At 56.6% G+C, this 18,951-nt stretch carries 14 protein-coding genes and 1 pseudogene; 8 read left to right on the top strand and 7 right to left on the bottom strand.

Annotation, left to right across the window (positions count from 1 at the left end; translation table 11 throughout):
• Nucleotides 1–221 (bottom strand): annotated as a pseudogene (gene mtnA / locus QM579_RS07550) (S-methyl-5-thioribose-1-phosphate isomerase); the annotation flags it as partial.
• Nucleotides 222–579: 358 nt separating this feature from the next.
• On the opposite strand from mtnA, the gene QM579_RS07555 reads away from it, so the two are divergent.
• The 7 genes from QM579_RS07555 to QM579_RS07585 all read left to right on the top strand — a co-directional run bounded on the left by QM579_RS07555 (nucleotide 580) and on the right by QM579_RS07585 (nucleotide 9,226).
• Nucleotides 580–1,761, top strand: a complete 1,182-nt coding sequence (locus QM579_RS07555) for an aminotransferase class I/II-fold pyridoxal phosphate-dependent enzyme (RefSeq protein WP_414998558.1) — start codon at nucleotides 580–582, stop codon at nucleotides 1,759–1,761.
• Between the two features lie 360 nt (nucleotides 1,762–2,121).
• A complete protein-coding gene (locus QM579_RS07560; protein WP_414998559.1) occupies nucleotides 2,122–3,471 on the top strand; it encodes a homoserine dehydrogenase in 1,350 nt (449 codons plus the stop codon).
• Entirely contained in the window at nucleotides 3,468–4,667 is a 1,200-nt protein-coding gene (locus QM579_RS07565) for an ATP-grasp domain-containing protein (RefSeq protein WP_414998560.1), read from the top strand. Before QM579_RS07560 ends, QM579_RS07565 begins: the two co-directional genes overlap by 4 nt.
• A gap of 16 nt (nucleotides 4,668–4,683) precedes the next feature.
• On the top strand, nucleotides 4,684–5,100 hold the full coding sequence (locus QM579_RS07570) for a secondary thiamine-phosphate synthase enzyme YjbQ (RefSeq protein WP_414998561.1): 417 nt from the start codon (nucleotides 4,684–4,686) through the stop codon (nucleotides 5,098–5,100).
• On the top strand, nucleotides 5,076–6,791 hold the full coding sequence (locus QM579_RS07575) for a cation:proton antiporter (protein WP_414998562.1): 1,716 nt from the start codon (nucleotides 5,076–5,078) through the stop codon (nucleotides 6,789–6,791). Before QM579_RS07570 ends, QM579_RS07575 begins: the two co-directional genes overlap by 25 nt.
• A gap of 541 nt (nucleotides 6,792–7,332) precedes the next feature.
• Nucleotides 7,333–8,649, top strand: coding sequence for a DNA polymerase IV (locus QM579_RS07580; protein WP_414998571.1), 1,317 nt, complete (start codon nucleotides 7,333–7,335; stop codon nucleotides 8,647–8,649).
• Between the two features lie 187 nt (nucleotides 8,650–8,836).
• Nucleotides 8,837–9,226, top strand: coding sequence for a cupin domain-containing protein (locus tag QM579_RS07585; RefSeq protein ID WP_414998563.1), 390 nt, complete (start codon nucleotides 8,837–8,839; stop codon nucleotides 9,224–9,226).
• On the opposite strand, the gene QM579_RS07590 is transcribed toward QM579_RS07585, so the two are convergent.
• The 3 genes from QM579_RS07590 to mutL form a co-directional block, all read right to left on the bottom strand.
• Entirely contained in the window at nucleotides 9,210–9,968 is a 759-nt protein-coding gene (locus QM579_RS07590) for a helix-turn-helix domain-containing protein (RefSeq protein ID WP_414998564.1), read from the bottom strand. The two genes, QM579_RS07585 and QM579_RS07590, sit on opposite strands and share 17 nt — an antisense overlap.
• A gap of 413 nt (nucleotides 9,969–10,381) precedes the next feature.
• Nucleotides 10,382–10,867, bottom strand: a complete 486-nt coding sequence (locus tag QM579_RS07595; protein WP_414998565.1) for an EVE domain-containing protein — start codon at nucleotides 10,865–10,867, stop codon at nucleotides 10,382–10,384.
• Between the two features lie 241 nt (nucleotides 10,868–11,108).
• Nucleotides 11,109–13,244: a DNA mismatch repair endonuclease MutL gene (gene mutL, locus QM579_RS07600; RefSeq protein ID WP_414998566.1), complete on the bottom strand. Its 2,136-nt coding sequence runs from the start codon at nucleotides 13,242–13,244 to the stop codon at nucleotides 11,109–11,111.
• Between the two features lie 192 nt (nucleotides 13,245–13,436).
• Here mutL and QM579_RS07605 point away from each other — a divergent pair, with 192 nt between their 5' ends.
• Nucleotides 13,437–13,742, top strand: a complete 306-nt coding sequence (locus QM579_RS07605; RefSeq protein WP_414998567.1) for a hypothetical protein — start codon at nucleotides 13,437–13,439, stop codon at nucleotides 13,740–13,742.
• Nucleotides 13,743–14,058: 316 nt separating this feature from the next.
• On the opposite strand, the gene QM579_RS07610 is transcribed toward QM579_RS07605, so the two are convergent.
• From QM579_RS07610 to QM579_RS07620, 3 genes are all read right to left on the bottom strand, one after another.
• Nucleotides 14,059–17,307 carry a S8 family serine peptidase gene (locus tag QM579_RS07610; protein ID WP_414998568.1) on the bottom strand — a complete coding sequence of 1,083 codons (3,249 nt, stop codon included), beginning with the start codon at nucleotides 17,305–17,307 and terminating at the stop codon, nucleotides 14,059–14,061.
• A 305-nt stretch (nucleotides 17,308–17,612) separates the two neighbouring features.
• Nucleotides 17,613–18,515, bottom strand: a complete 903-nt coding sequence (locus QM579_RS07615; RefSeq protein ID WP_414998569.1) for a hypothetical protein — start codon at nucleotides 18,513–18,515, stop codon at nucleotides 17,613–17,615.
• A 198-nt stretch (nucleotides 18,516–18,713) separates the two neighbouring features.
• Nucleotides 18,714–18,951: AIR carboxylase family protein (locus QM579_RS07620; protein ID WP_414998570.1), on the bottom strand; the 238-nt coding region annotated here is incomplete at its 5' end.

Consider the following 18,951-nt stretch of genomic DNA (forward strand, 5'->3'; position numbering starts at 1 on the left):
GCGGCCCAGTCCGGCCCTTGCGCATCCTTGAGGGCCAGCACGCAGCCCCAGGCCGCAGTAACGCCGATGGCAGGCGCGCCGCGCACGACCATCGTCTGCAGGGCGCTGATCACGTCGTCTGCAGTACGGCACACAAAGTCCGACTCCCGCTCTGGCAGAAAGCGCTGGTCCAACAGGTGCAGTTCAAGATTCTGATGGTCAAAACGGATATGGTCGTCCATGTGTTCCTCCGGGCAGCATACTCTTGTTCACCGTACACCACGACGTGCTGAAAGCAAAGAGCAACTGGCGTGTCCGCCACACCCGCAACCTCTTTGTATATAAACTAACAATGCGGAAAAAGAACTTAATTGCCTGATGTTTCATGCAGAAGCTTTACAAACCGGCTTTTCGCTGGCTATGCTGCATCACCCTCAAAAGGAACGCCTGTGGCGTCCACCGTGCTTACGTCTTTGGGGCGAAAGAGCGCGGGGTTTTTTAACCTTGCGCGGCCGAGTGACATTGCAGGCCGCCCGCCGCGCCGCCGCAAGGGCGCTTGTGCCCTTGCCGGGACAATCATTATGCTCTGGGAGCAAGACAATGGAAGAGTTTTCACGCATTCGCCGCCTGCCCCCCTACGTTTTTGCTGTAGTGGGGGACCTCAAGATGCGGCTTCGTCGGCAGAATATCGACATCGTGGACTTCAGCATGGGCAATCCGGACATCCCCACGCCCGCACCCATTGTGGAAAAGCTCGCAGAGGCAGCACTCAAGCCCATCAACCACCGCTATTCCCTCTCGCGCGGCATCCCCAACCTGCGCAAGGCCGTCTGTGACCGTTACAAGCGCCATTTTAACGTGGACCTTGACCCGGAAACCGAATCCATAGTTACAATGGGCTCCAAAGAAGGCTTGGCCCATCTTTCGCTGGCCATGCTTGAGCCTGGCGACGTGGTGCTTGCGCCAGACCCCACCTACCCCATCCACAAATACGCCCCCATTATTGCGGGCGCGGATGTGCGCAGTGTGCCCATCGGCCCTGGCCGCGATTTTTTTGAAGACCTTGAAGCCGCGACCCGTCAGGCATGGCCCAAGCCCAAGCTGCTTTTCCTCTGCTATCCGCACAACCCCACCACTGAAGTGACGGATCTGGCCTTTTTTGAAAAAATTGTGGAATTCGCCAAGGCAAACAACATTTGGGTCATACACGATCTGGCCTATGCCGACCTTGTTTTTGACGGCTACAAGGCCCCGAGCTTTCTGCAGGCCAAGGGAGCCAAGGACGTGGGCGTGGAATTCTACACCCTGTCCAAAAGCTACTCCATGCCCGGATGGCGCGTGGGCTTCTGCATGGGCAACAAGCACCTTATCCACGCCCTTGCCCGCATCAAGAGCTACCTCGACTACGGCATCTTCCAGCCCGTGCAGATAGCCGCCACCGTGGCCCTTAACGGCCCCGAAGACTGTGTGAACGACATCTGTAATGTCTATAAGGAACGGCGTGACCGCCTCATCGACGGCCTCAACCGCATTGGCTGGGAAGTGCCTTCCCCCAAGGCCACAATGTTTGTGTGGGCGCGCATTCCCGAAGCCTTCCGCAAGATGGGCTCCGTGGAATTTTCCAAGCTGCTGCTTACCGAGGCCCATGTAGCCGTTTCGCCGGGTCTTGGCTTCGGCTCTTACGGCGACGAGTATGTGCGCTTTGCCCTTATTGAAAACGAACACCGCACGCGGCAGGCCATCAGCAGCATGCGCAGGCTGTTATCGGGCACGTCTGACTAGAGCGGAGCAGCTTTGAAAATATATCTTTTCAAAGCTGCAATGCCCCGGAGCATTTTAACGTAAAAGCTCTCAGGCTCAGCACATAAAAGTTTCCTGCTTTTATGCAGCAGATACAGGACCAGACTATATCCACCTGCGCTCCGGCGGGCGGGTTCGCATCGGGGATTGCGCATGCGCGCGCCCGCAAGCGGCCCGCCGCCGGAGCACAGTGTTTTTTGCCCCTGGCCTTTTCGGGTATTGAGAGCTGTTGCCACATGACGTAAAAGGATAAAAACGTGCGCAGGCCGGACATGCCCGATCTGCGTCAAAACCGGTGCCTTATCAGTTGCGGCTTTGCTACCGGGCACTTTCGGAGAAATCATGACCAAGAACAGTGACAAGCCACTGGTAGTAGGCCTTGCCGGATTCGGCACCGTGGGCGGCGGGCTGGTACGCCTGATTGAAGAAAATGCGGACCTCATCCGCCGCCGTTCAGGCCGTGACATCCTGATCAAGAAAGTACTGGTACGCAGCGCCAAAAAGGCGCGCAACGTGCCCCTGCCCGACGGAGCGGAACTGGTCACCAATCCACGCGATCTTACGGACGACCCGGAAATCGACGTACTGGTGGAGCTCATAGGCGGCATCGACAACGCCCGTGACCTCATCGACCGCGCTCTCGACCAGGGCAAGCACATTGTTACGGCCAACAAGGCCCTGCTGGCCGAAGAAGGCCTTTCGCTTTTTCAGAAGGCCGACCGCAAGAAGCGCATTCTGCGCTACGAAGCCAGCGTGGCCGGGGCAGTGCCCATTGTGGAAGCCCTCAAGGAAAGCCTCACGGGCAACCGCATTCAGTCGCTCATGGGCATTCTCAACGGCACCAGCAACTTCATCCTGTCCGAAATGACATCCAATGGTCTGGACTTTGACGTGGCCCTCAAGCAGGCCCAGCATCTGGGTTTCGCAGAAGCCGATCCCACGCTGGACATCGACGGGCACGACGCGGCTCACAAGCTCATTCTGCTTATCCGTCTGGCCTACGGGGTACACTATCCCTATACAGCTCTTTCAGTGCGGGGCATTCGCGGCCTTTCTGCGCTGGACATCCGCCTTGCCCGCGAATTCGGCTACCGCATCAAGCTCATCGGTCAGGTACGTCAGGTGCCCTGCCCCGAAGAAAAGGCTGACGCCAAGGATTGTGGCGAAGGCCCGGTACGCCTTGAAGCCGGGGTGTTTCCCGCCCTTGTTTTCCACAAATATCTGCTGGCCCGCGTAGGCGGTGCGTACAATGCCGTACGCGTGGACGCCAATGCCTCCGGCCCGCTCTTTTTCCACGGACGCGGCGCGGGCGATCTGCCCACAGCCGGAGCCGTGCTGGCCGACCTGCTGGCCGTTGCCCGCGACGAACGCCCCAATAATACGGGTTTTGTAGGCAAGGAACTGCCCAAGGCCGCCATTGTGCCGCCAGAAGAATGGCGCTCCTGCTACTACGTGCGCGTTATGGTGCAGGACACACCCGGCGTGCTGCGCGATCTTTCGGGTTGCATGGCCGCCGAGGGCATCAGTATGGCGCAGGTTATACAGAAGTCTGATGAAGGACAGGGCGTGCCTCTGGTCTTCATGACGCACGAAACCACGGCCCAGGCCATGAGCGACGCCCTCCAGCGCACACTGGACGCGGGGCTGCTCAAAGAACCTGCGGTTTACTTCCGCGTGCTGGGCGGCGAATGATCATTCTCGACCAGCCTTATGTTTCGCCGGAGCTGCTGGCCTATGCGGCAGCCCGGCAGGAACCCGTGCTCGACAACTATATGGCCCGGGCCTGCGCAACCGGGCTTAAAGTGCAGGACAGGCAGGCGCTCAACCTTGTGCCCGAAGCCCGCTTTGCCGCCATGCTGCAAGAAGGGCAAGAGCAGAACAACGCAAGCTCTGCCCCTCCGCGTTTGTACACCTGTTCTGAAAATTCCCTGTCCTGGGTGACGGAGCATTGCTCTCTGGCACTGGCCGAAGCCACAGGCAAGCTCAAGAACAAGGCGCTCACCCGCGAACTGCTGCGCCCGCTGGACACAAACTATTACTACCGCCGCCTGAACCTGGCAGAAATGCAGGCCCTGCCTTTCGAGGCCGTGCGCGTGCCCTGTATTCTCAAGCCAGCAGTAGGATTTTTCAGCCTTGGCGTATACCGCATCAGCAATGAAGCAGACTGGCAGGCCGCCAAAAGCGACATTGCCGCCGAAGCGCAACGCTGGGCCGAGCAGTATCCACAGTCCGTTGTTGACGGCAACGACTGGCTGCTGGAAGAATACATTGATGGCGATGAATACGCCGTGGATGTCTATTTCGATCAGGACGGCCAAGCCGTCATCTGCAACATCCTGCGGCACGAATTCACTGGCGACACCGACGTGAGCGACCGCCTCTATTACACCAGCGCGGGCATCATCGAGAACTATCTTGCAGAATTTGAGGCATGGTTCAACAGGGTCAACGCCATTCTGGGCCTGAGAAATTTTCCGGCCCATGTGGAACTGCGCCGCACCGCGGCTGGACGCATCCTGCCCATCGAGTTCAACGCCCTGCGCTTTGCGGGCTGGTGCAGCACGGATGTGAGCCTTTTTGCCTGGGGCTTCCACTCCTATGGCTGCTTTCTTGAAGGCCAGAAGCCGAACTGGGATGAAGCCCTCAAAGGCAAGGAAGGCAAGCTGTATACCCTCATGGCACTGAACAAACCCGCCAACTGCCCGCCTGTTCACAGTTTTGACTACGAAGCCCTGAGCCGGGGCTTTGCCAGGGTGCTGTGCCTGCGCCGCAACGACTACAGCCGTTATGGCCTGTTCGGCTTTCTGTTTACCGAGACCCCTGAAGACCAGCGTGAAGAACTGGACCGCATCGCCAGTTCAGATCTGCTGGAATTTGCCGTAATCTGACCCCAAGGAGGCTGCCGTGCTGTGCCTGGAATTTGAGACCACAAGCCGTAGCGACATGCGTGACATTACTTCGCAGCTTCGCAGTTTTGTGCGGCGCAACGCCATTGAAAAAGGCTGGCGCAACGGCATTCTGGCTCTTTTTTGCCCGCACACCACCTGCGGTCTCACGGTGAACGAAGGGGCAGACCCCGACGTTCGCCGCGACATGCTGACCTTTTTCAACGGTCTTGCGCCGCGTCTGGGTGATTATCACCATGCCGAGGGCAACAGCGACGCCCATATCAAGGCGACCCTGCACGGCCCCTCGCTGACACTTTTTGTGGAAAACGGCGAGCTCTGCCTTGGCACGTGGCAGTCTGTCTATCTGTGTGAAGGTGATGGCCCGCGCCGCCGCAGCCTGTGGCTGCAATGGCTCGCAGGACAGGAGGAATAATTGTGGAACACCAGACAACCCTCATACTGACCCTGGCAGGCGGTCTTTCCGCGGCGATGATACTGGGCTTCATTACCCAGAAGCTGCGCCTTTCGCCCCTGGTGGGCTATCTGCTGGCGGGCATTCTGGTTGGGCCATATTCTCCCGGTTTTGAGGCCGACGCGGCAACTGCAGCCCAGTGCGCTGAAATCGGCGTCATACTGCTCATGTTCGGCGTGGGCCTGCACTTTCATCTCAAGGATCTTCTGGCTGTGGGGGCTATTGCCCTTGGCGGCGCTGCCGTGCAGATTTCAGCCGCAACACTGGCCAGTATGGTCATGCTGCACTATTTCTTCGGTTTTTCGCTGATGTCTGGAGCCATCTTCGGCATGGCCATCTCAGTGGCGAGTACCGTGGTGCTCACCCGTGTGCTCACAGACAACCATCAGCTCCACACCCATACGGGGCATGTGGCCCTGGGCTGGCTGGTGGTTGAAGACATCTTTACCATTCTGCTGCTGGTGCTGCTTCCCTCGGTTCTCAGCCCGGGAGGAGAATTCTGGAGCGCACTGGGCCTCACCCTGCTCAAACTGGCTGGCCTTACGGTCTTTACGCTGGTTGTGGGGCAGAAGCTCATTCCCCTTTTTCTGGGCTATGTGGCCCGCACGGGCACGCGCGACCTCTTTACCCTGGCTGTCATTGCGCTGGCTCTGGGCATTGCCGTGGCCGCAGCCTACGTTTTTGACGCCAGCATGGCCCTTGGAGCCTTTTTGGCCGGCATGGTCGTGGGGCAATCCGAATTCAGTGCCCGCGCCGCTGCCGAGGCTCTGCCCCTGCGCGACGCCTTCGCGGTATTGTTCTTCGTTTCAGTGGGCATGCTCTTTGATCCTGTGGCCCTGCTCACAGACTGGCCCCTCATGCTGGTGACACTCTTCGTCATTCTGGTGATCAAACCTCTGGGCGCGCTGGCCATGACGACGCTCTTCCGCAAGCCGTTACGGCTGGGGCTGGCGGTTTCGGCCTCGCTGTCGCAGATAGGGGAATTTTCCTTTATTCTCGCGGCTATGGGCATCAGCCTTGGCATCTTTGACGCCAGAGTGAACAACGCCATCATCCCGGCGGCAATGATCTCCATTACCCTGAACCCGATGATCTTCCGCAGGCTTGAGGGTCTGGCCCGCTGGATCGAAGGCAGACGCAAAAATGGACAGCCCGCCGAGGGTATTCCAACTGCTGCCCCGGATGACGGGAAGCCCCACGTAGTCATCATCGGCTACGGCCCTGTGGGCCGCAGTTGTTGCAGCATCCTGCGTGAAAGCGGTATCACACCTGTGGTGGTGGAGATGAATATCGACACAGTACGCAAGGAACGTGGCAAAGGCCTGCCCATCATTCACGGTGACGCCGGTCAGGCCGAAATTCTGCGTGAGGCAGGGTTGGAGCGGGCCGAAGCCCTGCTCCTGACCACCCCCAGCATTCCCGCCTCGGACGTGGCCGCCATTGCACGCGCCGTCAATCCCGACATACGCATTCTTGTGCATACGTCTTTTGTGGGTGAAGCCCGCAAGCTACGGCAGGAAGGCGTTACCGCTGTATTCAGCGGCGAGCGCGAAGTGGCGCTGGGCATGTCGGAATACCTGCTGCGCTATCTGGGCGCGCCGGAAGCTCTGGTGCAGACGGAGCTTGAACGGGTACGCCAAAAGCTGGATTAGGGAAACGCTGAGTTATTTCGTTTGGCGGCGTTGCTTCACTTTTTTTGAAACAGTCGAGGACGGAAGAGTCCACTCCTGCTACAAAAAAGATCGCGCCTTGCCAAACGGAATAACTTCGCATTCCCGGAGGCTCTTTAATCGGTGCTTCCTTAGGTACAGATCTCATTGTATTTTTGGATACTTTGTGCGGGAGGGATCCTTTTGCGAAAGGGTCTCCTCCCACACACCTCCTCCCCCTAAAATTCTTTATATATTTGGTATAGAGCATTTTAACTTTGAAAAAGTTCAAATGCTCTAACGCTGCACAAGCGTGCAGCGCGCCGCAACGCGGCGTGGATTCTGCCGAAAATCACATTTTTCGGCAGAATGACAACTTTGAAATGTAATGCATTTCAAAGTTAATCTACGCTAGTGCGAAGGGCCTTATGAACTAAAGCGGGAACTAAAACCTGCCGCGCACGGCCCCCCTTGCCCGGCGTTTGCCCTGTCAGGCCGCCCCGTGCTACCCTCAAGTATCCCGCAAGCAGTCAGCAATTCGCTCATTTCATCCGTAAACAGCCCCGCACGGGCCGCCATCATGATTATTCACCTTGATATGGACGCTTTTTTTGCTTCCGTTGAGCAAATGGACAACCCCGATCTGCGCGGCAGGCCCGTCATAGTTGGCGGCAGCAGTGACCGGGGCGTGGTCTCTACCTGTTCCTATGAGGCGCGGGCCTTTGGCGTGCATTCGGCCATGCCAATGGTTGTGGCGCGGCGTCTGTGCCCGCAGGCTGCTATTGTGCGTGGAAATTACAGACGCTATGGCGAACTTTCCAACGCCATTATGGCGTCCCTTCGTGACTTCTCGCCCCTTGTGGAACCTGCCAGTGTGGACGAGGCCTATATGGATGCCACAGGCCTTGAGCGTCTTTTTGGACCATTGGATGAACTAATGGCGGCCATCAAAACCCGCGTCTTTGACGTGACGGGCGGCCTGACCTGCTCGGTGGGGGCTGCTCCGGTCAAGTTTCTGGCCAAGATCTGCTCAGACGTGAACAAGCCCAATGGTGTGTTCATATTGCGCCCCGAAGAAGTGGACGCCTTTTTGTGCGCCTTGCCAGTGGGCAGAATTCCCGGCGTGGGCAAGCGCATGGTCCAAAGCCTGCAAGAGATGGGCATCAGAACAGTGGGTCAACTGCGCCACTTCAGCCCCGAAGCTATGGAGCGCCGTTTTGGCAAATGGGGCGGTGCGCTGTATGAGCGCGTACACGGACGCGATAACCGCAAAGTTGAGACGGGCCGCGCCGCCAAGAGTGAAAGCGCGGAATGCACCTTTGCGGAAGACACGCGCGACAGGGACTTTCTGCAACGCATGCTTATGGCCCATGCCGAACGCGTGGGCACCTCGCTGCGCAAGCATGGCTACAAGGGCCGCACGGTCACTCTCAAGGTGAAATTTTGTGACTTCAAGCAGGTTACGCGTTCGCGCACACTGGAAGAGCCAATTAATGCCACGGAAACCATATTTCAGATAGGCTGCCAGTTGCTGGCAGAATTGTCCTTCCCCCAGCCTGTGCGCCTTATCGGGCTTGGCGTGTCTGGCTTTGACGCCCCTGCGAACCAGCTTTTTCTGCCGGGCACGGGCAAAGCCGCCGGGCAAAATCTTGACCCGCAGGTTGAGGAAAAACGACAAAAACTGGATGCCGCACTGGACAGCCTGCGCCAGAAGTTCGGCGGGCAAGCCGTGCAACGTGGGCGTCTGTTTACTCTTGCGCAGCAGGAAAGCGCGCCAGAGCGTGTAAACAACGGCAAAGGGGATGGCTTGGGTAAAAAGCCCGAGGGTGTTAAAAAATCGGACGGCAAGCCTTCGTCATAACCCACGAGATCATAAGGCAGCGGCATCTTCGCAAAGGGAAACCGCGTCAATCTCGGCTTAGGTTCTCTTGCGTACCGGGCCGACAAGCAATTTCTGCTTTTTTGCGAAAAAAGCAATTTTTTACAATAGGCTTATGCACCAGCTGCCTAGTATGTCTCCATACCGTCTACCGCAGGAGGCATACGCTATGGAAAAAGATTTATTTCATGAATTTGAAACAGGAATGTTGGCTGAATCCGGGGAGCAAGTGGATCTTGGGCTTTGCCCGTGGAACGAGCACAAAGACTTTGCCGGAGTATCCTTAAAAACCATTGTAACAACGGCACAAACTGCCGATTTGTTTACGTGTCATCTTGTGCGCATCAAGCCGAATCATAAAATCGGGATGCATACACATCCAAACAGCATCGAAGTGCACGAGGTTATCAAGGGGAGCGGCACCTGCCTGACAGAGAAGGGGGAAGTTCATTATGCCCCTGGCGTGATGACCATTATTCCCAGGGATGAGCAACACGAAGTCAGTGCGGGCGAAGAGGGGCTCTGCCTTTTTGCCAAATTCATCACAGTTTCAGCCTGAAGCTGGCCTGCTTGAATTCTCTTGGAGTCATTCCGTGATGGTGCTTGAAGACCTTATGCATATGGCTCTGGTCGGAAAAACCGGCGGATGCGGCAGCGGCTGCGCTTTCCGTATCCGCCCGCAGCAGGCTGCGCAGCAGGCGCAAGCGGCAAAGAAGCTGAAACGCGTGGGGCGTCATGCTGGTAAATTTTTGAAAGGCGCGCAAGAAATGCCACTGGCTGTACCCGGCGTATTCGGCCATTTGCTTGATGGAAACAAACTGATCGGGATTTTCCAGCACGATGGAAACCACAGCCTGGACAGACCGATAAAGAAGGGAATCACACTTCTCCAAGAAATTTATGTGCTTATTTTCTGCGGAGAAAATGCCCTCCAAGCAAGCATCCAATTGCCGCATGAGTAAATCATCTTGCTCCTGGAGGAAAGGTGAGCGACATACAACTTCGCGAAGAATCTCATTTTTTGATGAAAATGCGCTCCTGTTTTCAAAGCAAAAAACAAACAGTGAACTTTGCGGGGCCACAACCAGGTTATGCGGCTCATATGGCCGTATGAAGAACTGTTCACCGCAGCGCAGCTTTTTGGGGCCAGCCTTAGTCGCTACCGTTACGGCTCCGGAACGCACTGAACCGACCGTCCAGTGCTGCGTATGCATATGCCAAGGATAGCTACGCGCCTCACCATTGGTGAGGACAAGTTCTATCTTTGCTGAATCTGTGTAGTAGTAAGCGATGCCGCTCATGAGAAAGTGATACCCCTATTCAAGGCTTCCAACAATGGCAACAACATTGGCGGCATGATAGAATAATTTTAGTAAATTATGTAAATATTTCGAGCAAGTTGCTGCGCGCAGGGAGATCACCGAGCGAAGCGAGGAAGCTCCCGGAGCGAACGTCGCGCAGTCCTCGCAGAATGTCGGAAACTGAAAAGCTCAAGCGGGGTCGTCCGGGGGAGTGCAGAGGGGGCCTCGGAGGGCCGGCAGCCCCTAACAGGCCCCTTCTGCCGCGCGCCGCGCAGGCGGCCAAAATGAAAAATCAGACCAACTTTCGATTAGTGGTGCATTTTTCCAGATCTGACTAACTCCAAGAATGCGTGCTGTCAGGTTACTCTGATCTAAGAAAAACTGCCCGCCACCACGTAAACAAGCCCAGCAAACTACCCACTCTGCCTGCTCTCCGGGTCCCCCATTCTGCAAATAATCTCAAACTCTTTTTTGCTCACTGGCATTACTGAAAGTCTGGACCCTTTACGCAGCAATTCCATACCCGCCAGGGCGGGGTCCATGCGCATAGCCTTGAGCGGTACGGCATTGGCGAATTTTTTGACAAAGCACACGTCCACTGTATACCAAAGCGGCCTTTCTGGCGTCGATTTTGGGTCGAAGTGCTCGTCTTCCGGCTCCCAGGCTGTAGGGTCAGGATACCCGGCCTTGACCACACGGGCCACACCAACCGCTGAAGGCGCGGTGACGCTGTGATAAAAAATGGCCATATCGCCCACAGACATCTGATCGCGAAGAAAATTGCGCGCCTGAAAGTTGCGCACGCCGCTCCAGCTGGTGATCTGTTCTGGTTCAGCGGCAAGGTCGTCGATCGAGTAACACCCTGGTTCCGACTTCAAGAGCCAATATTTCTTTTCCATAAGAAATCTCCAGACTACAGACTTCCTGAGAAGCTGATTTGGCGAATATATGCAGTTTTTGGCCTCAGTACCCCTGGTCCAGGCCCCCGGAGCTGCCACTTCTGGCCCAGTTTCCGTCCGGTGCTTCCGGCAAACACTTGTGGATCAATAGTTTCAGCCTCTTCCGTGCCCAAGTATCAACGGCCACTATAACAGGACACCTTCTTGAGGGGGCCAACCCTCACCAAGCAAACATGCAAAATTACGATTGCCGGCGCTTGAAAAGCTTCTCCAGTTCCACGCCATCCCAGCGCAGGATGCAGGGGCGGCCATGCGGGCAGTATTCCCTGTCGTCAGTGGCCAGCCACTGACGCAGAAGCCCAGCGGCCTCGTCATCCGTGAGGCGCTGCCCGGCCTTGATGGCAGCCTTGCACGACATTGATATGAACATGCCTGCCAGATCATCCTTGCGGCCCGCCAGGGCTTCGCGCAAAAAATCTCTGGCCTCTGCCCGTGAAAGCACAGGAGGCATGCCCCTGACCTCAAGACCGCTGGACGATGTTTCCAGCACAAAACCAAGAGATTCCAGCGTGCCGCGCAACTCGAACAAGCGCTCGCGTTCTGACGGATGCAGGGGCATTTCCAGCGGCAAGGCCAGCAACTGCCCAGATCCCGCGAAACCGCCCCGCCGCATGCGGGCATAGAGTATCCGCTCATGCGCGGCGTGCTGATCCAGCAAAAGCAGGGCCCCGGCTCTGTCGCGCAGCACCAGATAGGTGTCTGCCACCTGCCCCAGATATTCTACATTCTCCACACGCAGGGGTTGGCGGTCCCTCACGGGTTCGTCATCAGGCAGAGGTGCGGCTCCGTAGGCGGTGGCATTGTGGTCAGTGTTTACGACGCCGGAGGCCGCAGTATACGCCGCGCTGTCTTCCGCCATGCGGCCATAGCCGTCTGCATCTGCCCCATCGGGCTGTAAGAAAAGTCCGTTTGGCAGAGGCTGCCCCTGAATTTCCGGGCCTGTGTGTGCCGCTGCGCCGTACTCTGCTGCCCCTTGCGCTGAATTTGAAAATGGCGCGCGGCCCTGCTGTTCCCAGCCAGAACCGCTGGCGTCTCCCTGCGGGTCTACGTGCGCCGGGGCAAAACTTGAAGCAAGACTCTGCCCGCCTTCCTGAGCAAGGCTTGGGTCCTGCCCGGAAAACGGTACGCTGACGCGCCACTCGCCTTCATCAGCACTGTTTTCAGGTTCTGGCCGCTGCATGAGCGGGGGATTGTCCAGCCGCCCCCAGAAGCCTTGCGGGCGTGGGGCGGCGCCTGTGGCTCCTGACATAGCATGGTCAGATCCACCCGTAGGGGCAGCGTCATGCCAGGCGGCGTCAGCCACGTCAAAGGACGTGACAAGCGCACCCTGAACAGAGTGCAGCACAGCCGAAAAAACTGCAGATTCGTCCCTGAAGCGCACCTCGCTCTTGGCCGGGTGCACGTTGACATCCACTTCCGCCGGGTCCATTTCCACAAAAAGCACTATTTGCGGATAATCGCGGCTGGTCATGCGCCCCTTGTAGGCTTCGCGCACGGCGGCCAGCAGGCGTTTATCCGTAACGGAGCGCCCGTTGACGTACAGCAGGATACGGTCGCCGCGTGGCTGGCTCACGTTGGGCAGCGCCGCAAGGCCGTGGGCGCGTATGCCGTGCCTCTGCCCGTCGAAGGGGCGCAGGGCGTCCACGATAAGCCTCGGCCACAGTATGCCAAGGCGTCCCGCCAGCGTTTGCCCCGGCAAAAAACGCAAGGCTTCACGTTCGCCAGAATGCAGGCTGAAGCCAACTTCAGGCCGGGTAAGCGCCAGACGGGCCATCCAGTCCTGAGCACGTTTGAACTCGGTGGAGGGGGTCTTTAAAAACTTTAAGCGGGCTGGTATGTTGGAAAAAAGGTCACGCACTTCCACCAGGGTACCCCGGTGCAGAGCCGCCGGGCCGGAGCTTTTAAGCAAACCGTGTTCCACGTCCACCCGATGGGCCGTGACGCGCCCGTCCTCACCTTCATGAGCGGACGTAATGGAAAAACGGGAGACTGAAGCGATGCTTGGCAAGGCTTCACCACGGAAGCCGTAGGAGAGAATGCGCTCCAGATCTTCAAGGCAGGTTATCTTGCTGGTGGCGTGACGGGTGACGGCCAGTTCCAGATCATCTGCGGGGATGCCGCTGCCGTCATCCTGCACGCTGATAAGGCTTTGACCGCCATTTTCGAGGCAAACATCTATCTGGCCAGCCTGGGCATCCAGGCTATTTTCCACCAGTTCCTTCAACACGCTGGCGGGTCGTTCAACCACTTCGCCAGCGGCGATCTGGTTGCGCAGCTCAGGCGGTAGCAGACGAATATGACGATTTTTTTCAGACATGGTTTCAGTGTAAGCGCCCGTGTGCTGCATGGCAAGTCGCCGCGCCGCGCGGGAAAATACCGGGTTCGGAAACGGCACGGGGCTTGCCTTGCCGCCAGAGGTGCTTATCTATGGAAGGCAAGGCTCAGAGAGCGCGCCGCTGCCGCGAACAAGCGAACAGCCAGGATGCGACGGGGCCTCAGGGAGGAAATAATGCATGACAACACACTCAAGGCCATAGCCGAACCCTTGCGCGGCCCCCTTGTTGGCAAGGGCTACGACCCTGAACTCCTCTATGTGGAATGCGGACGTTGCGGTTCGCCCGTCATGTGGGAACAGGGCAAGGCCACACATATTCTCGGGATGGCGGGTATTGACCCGCTGGAACTGGACTCGTCCTGCCTGCTGGTTACGGACGCTTGCCCCACATGCGGCGGCAAGGGCCACTACACTGTCCAGATTTTCCGCGTCAGCGGCGACGCACAGACGCGCCGCCCACCTTATTTCGGCAATGCGTAGACAGGGGCAGGAACTACCCCGCCTGCCCTGACCAGGGCCGCCGGTTCATGTGCCCGGCGGCCCTTTTATTTGCTCTCTTGTTCAAGATACTGCCCGCGACAACGGATATATTCAGAACACTATCAAACAGCTTAAACGTAAGCTCGCAATGACCGTTCTGTCATGAGCTCGGTTTGAAGCATGACGCACGTTACGAGCGTTGCCCTGACAGCAAAAAAGCGGCTCCTTTCATTTCAGCCGGGTACGCAAGGGCACACAGCTTTCATAAAAAGAGCCGTTTGGCGTGGTGATCCCGAAAAAACGGGCCTGCTACCTGCTAAAATTCCAGGCCAAAGCTGATTCCCCCGGAACAAGAGGAGCTGTGCGAGCGGAAAAACTCCGCACCAAGCTCCACCTGCGCAAAAAAGCCGCTGGTGTGGGTTGCCCGCAAGCTGGTTTGCACCAGCATGGCATCACGGCCCGGAATGTCTGACTGGCTTTCAAAACCCGCATCGTATCCTTTAAAACTGGCATCGCTATGGAAAGATCCGTCAAGCCAGTCATGCCGCCAACCAGCCAGTGTATCCCACGAAAGTGCCGTGCCGTTTTCCAGCGTGCGGGAAAGCTTCGCATGCGCGCCAAGCACGGAAGAAAGGCTGTCATAAGTAGCGGCATCCACCTTGAGGGCCGAAGCGCCAGCCCCGTCTTCAGTAAAACCGGGTCTTGAACTCAGGCTGTATTCAAGCCAGCCCAGCGGCCCGGCTTCCACACCGCCCCAGGAAGGTGCCCAGCTCCAGTCCTTGCCGCCGCCTGCCAGAAAATCTGTGGTAAGCCCGGTCCAGCGGCTGTCATGATTGCGCAGGTATCCATTAAAATTGACCGTACGCTTCATATCTACGTCTTCAAAACCCACGCGGGCCATACCCATAACATACCCGCCGTCCCACCAGGATGGCTTGAAATGAGCGTGGCCGCCCACAGATGCGGCAAGGGTTTTGGCCGTTGCTTCACCCGCATAATGCATGTAAGTGCGACGGCCGGAAAGTGCCACATCGAACCCTGCGGTAAGGCCGCTGTCCCACTGACGGTCAACGCCAAGGGCCAGCCCTGCGCCAGACGACGTAAAACCTGCCGAACCGCCGTTGGCGTTCATGTTGTTGTAACTGCCAAAAGGCAGAGCCCATGCCTGCCAGCCGGAAGCCGCGTCTCCACTGGACATGCCCGTGCCGCTTGCAGTGCCCAACGGGGCGCTGCCGCCCAGAAAACGCTGCACCAGAAGCATATTGAGCTGGCGCTGCGCCTCCAGGCCTGCCCGCGCCACAGCATCATAGCTGGCGGGGCTCAACTGCTCCATAGCCGGAGCAACTTCACTTCCTGAAGCGTCAGTCCAGTCCAGCGCCTGAAACAGGTTTTGCATGTCGCCTGTGGCCTGCCCAGACACCGGGTAAAGAGCCCGGCCCATGCTGGAAGTGGTAGCGCTGTCGGCATAGCGGCTGTAGGCATTATAGGCGCGTTGCTGCGTTATTGCAGCTGTTCCCACGGGGCTGCTGCTTGAGACAACGTCGAAACCGAGTGTTGGAGAAGCGGAGGCCATGCCCACGCTGCTAAAAGTGCCACTGTAACTTGCCGCCTGTACGCCGTTGGCACTTATGGCATAGGTGTTTGAATAAAATCCCGGCGTGGGAGAAAACCGCAACGCACCATCGAATGCTGCATTGGCCGCTTTGAGCACGGAATATTGCTTATTAGCCGCAATGCCTATTTGCAGTGTTCCGTCGGCATTCTGAGTATAATCAGCTACGGTGAGCTCCAGGCCGCGATAGCCCGGGGCCACTGTGCCGGAATTGACAACGTGCGTCTGAATCTCGCCGTCACCCAACAATGTACCGCCCTGCCGCACAAGCACGTCACTGTTTTGCAGTACGCCGCCAGTGCCGTCAGACCTCTTGCTGATAGCCAGACCTCCGCCGTCCACCACCGTAGCGCCCGCATAGTTATTTGTGCCGCTGAGAACCAGCAAACCCGCGCCAGTCTTGCGCAGGCCCACGTCTAAACCATCCAGGGCAGTGCCGTCTGCACCTACGCCACTCTGGAAGTCGACATGATGGTAAGTGTCGTCCCATTTTCTCTGGGTGATGTCGTTACTGAATTCAGCAGAGTAGCCCTGGGTGTTGAATGTTTCCAGAGCGTGATTGCCAGAGCCAAGCTCTGGCAACGCCACCACATCGGCCGCTGTCATGCGGTTGGCGTCCAGCCGGGCGATGCCGCGCACGGCCTTGCCTACATCCAGCAACCCCTGACCAAAGACGTCTTCTCTCTCCAGATTCTGCGTGCTGTAGCTGCCATTATTCAGCAGATATTTTAAAAAATCCCTCAAACCGGGGTGCGATGCGTAGGCGGCGTCAATCCAGCTCTCGATTGTTACGAGGCTGGGCGTGAAGCCAGGATTATCCACAATGGTTACAACTACCTTATTAATATACCCATTCGCGTCGGTGGAATATTGTAGAAGATGATCGGGCGCATCAAAGGTATTGTCAGCCGTTGTCAGTATGGTGTCGGCCATCTGCTTGCCCGTCATCCAGGGAAAAGCCTGCTGCACCAACCCCAGAGCTCCGCTTACATAGGGCGCAGCCATACTGGTGCCGCCCATCAGCGTATAGCCGTTATTGGCGGCATCAAGAGAGTTGATGCTACTGCCGGGGGCAGACACGCTCCACAGTGAGGCTTTATACCCCAAATTGCTGAAACTGCTTACCCCTGTGGGGCTGATTGTGCGTGTACCGTCAGACGCTGTTGTTATATTGGCAATATCCAGAGAAATAACGTTGAGCCAGGTTTTCAGCTCCGGCATATAACGTGGCAACGCACCGTCTATGCTCGGGGCTTTTTTGGTGTCATTGCCCCCTGCAAACACTATTACTTTATCATAATTTATCGCTAATTCAATAACTTGTCCGAATACTGATTTGGAGTATATTTCCAGCTCCTGCCGAATTTCTTCCGGATCAGGCTCCACTGTTTCGAGGGAGGGGTAAAATGAACTTCCCCAACTATTGTTAATGACACGTATTTCTGGTCGAGCCGCAAAAAAATCAACAAGATTAGGCAATAACAGGTTTGTAGGATTATTTTTTTGGTCAACTCCCAAATACCCCGCTGACACAAGGCTGGCGTCAAAGGCCACACCGTGCATGCCCATATCGTTCCGCAGGGCCGCCATAATGCCAGCCACATGGCTACCGTGCGTATCGTGCTCCCATTTGGGTATATAGGGTTGCCCGGTCTGACCATCTATGCCCATATACTGCCCGGCCATTTTTCCCGCCAATTCTGGATGGTCAAAGCGTACGGGCGTATCAATAACTCCCAATGTTATTCCTGCTCCAGTGTAGCCCATAGCATAGGCATCAGCAGCATGAATAAAATCCAGACCAGTGCTGTTCCAGTATTCCTGCGTTTTGAAACTGCCTGAACTGGCCGCGCTGGCTTGCAGTGGAAAATAAAAAATGAATACTAACAGTAGAACAATTTTAAAATGGACTGCAAAAGAGCGCAAACGATAGCCGTGTAAAGAAAACGCCATGCTTACTCCAAGCTGTTTTTTCAATTGTTCATTGCCAGGCCTCGAACCAGTAAACGGGCTCCTCAAGAAGCCGGAATTCCACTTCACACTGTTACGAGACGCTACACCTTGATTTTAGCCATAAAACATAAAAATAGATAATACTATGCAAACAAATGTATCATGCGTTCAAATATAATTCTCTTTAAAAATATATCTTAGTTTCAGCATGTTAATCATATAAAATACGTTTATTCAATATAATTAATGCTATAACAATATTCATATATAGCACCAAAAACATCACATATTTCAATAAAATCCAATCAATTCTTAGTCGTTGCTAACCCATAGTCCCAATAATCCTCCCACGGCCCAGCATGCGAAATCCCGTCCAGCACAACGCACGCCTCAGGCTGCTGTATAGAACGGCAGAAGCCAGCGCTTACTGATGGGGGCATGATTGCATCGCCGCTGCTGCTCAAATGCAACTGAGGCAGGCCTTGCAGAGCAGGAGCAACAGATATGGGGTTCACTGAATCGGCCAACGGGCTCAGATTATGCAACGTCGCCCATGCTTCGGTGTCCAGATTTCCGGCCACTGTGCCAAGAAATGCCACATCCCGCCTTTTGGCAGCCAGCAGGGCTGCCACCCCGCCACCACCGGAAAATCCAATCAGAACGATTCGATCAGCGCCATAACGTGCTTTAGCCTGACTGATCGCATCGTCAAGGCTTTGCAAGACCTCATCCCCAAGACGAGCCGTTGTCCAATAGCGTTTTTCACAATTTCGGCGGTCTTCACCCCGAACATACTGGCAAGGCCGTGCAAGGTAGAGAACAGGGTCTGGCCCGGGGTCAGCGGCTGCCAGACGCAAGCCCACGGGATCACGCGGGGTAGGATCTTCCGATGGCCTCGTGCGTGATCTCCATGCATAACCGTCGCCTTCAATATAAATTCGCAGGGTTCTTGTCGCTCCAGTACCGATTATTTCAGCTTTTTCCAGCTTAGCAGTAACTGCTTCACCCCCAGCTTCTGCTTTGAGCGTCTCATTAGCCGCTCCCCCAGAGGCTGACAGAACCGCTGTGGCCCTGTTTGCGGGAAGACGGACCCACCCCTGCAAAGTAAACATGACTGTGGCAAAGCGTACTTCGCTGAATTCGTGCGCTTGGGCAAACAGTTGGGCGCGCCCCTGTGGAGCTACGCAGCCCGCCGCGAGCACAATCATGAAAACCCAAATTGCCGTCAGGCATTTTGCCCGGCAGAGGCGCAATAAGACGGCACTGTGCACAAGCACCATTTGTCTGCGCAACAACTTTTTATCCATAAAAAAATGCCCGGTATTACAGCGGCCACCATCAGGCAGACGCTGTAATACCGGGCAATCTATGCGCCCCAAAGGCTTAAAAGACGTTATGCTTTGTCCTTATGCGTATTTACGGCTGATTTCTTCACCAGCCTTTTCAACATCGGCCCGCATTTTTGCGCGGGCAGCGATAATCTTTTCAGCAAGAGCCGGGTCGGCCAGAGCCAAAATCTGGGCAGCAAGCCAAGCGGCATTGCGCGCCCCGGCCTTGTCCAGAGCCACAGTGGCCACGGGAAATCCGGGGGGCATCTGCACGGTGGAAAGCAGGGAATCCATACCGCCAAGAGCCACGCTGGAC

The sequence above is a fragment of the Desulfovibrio sp. genome (assembly GCF_047607245.1).
Classification (GTDB): domain Bacteria; phylum Desulfobacterota; class Desulfovibrionia; order Desulfovibrionales; family Desulfovibrionaceae; genus Desulfovibrio.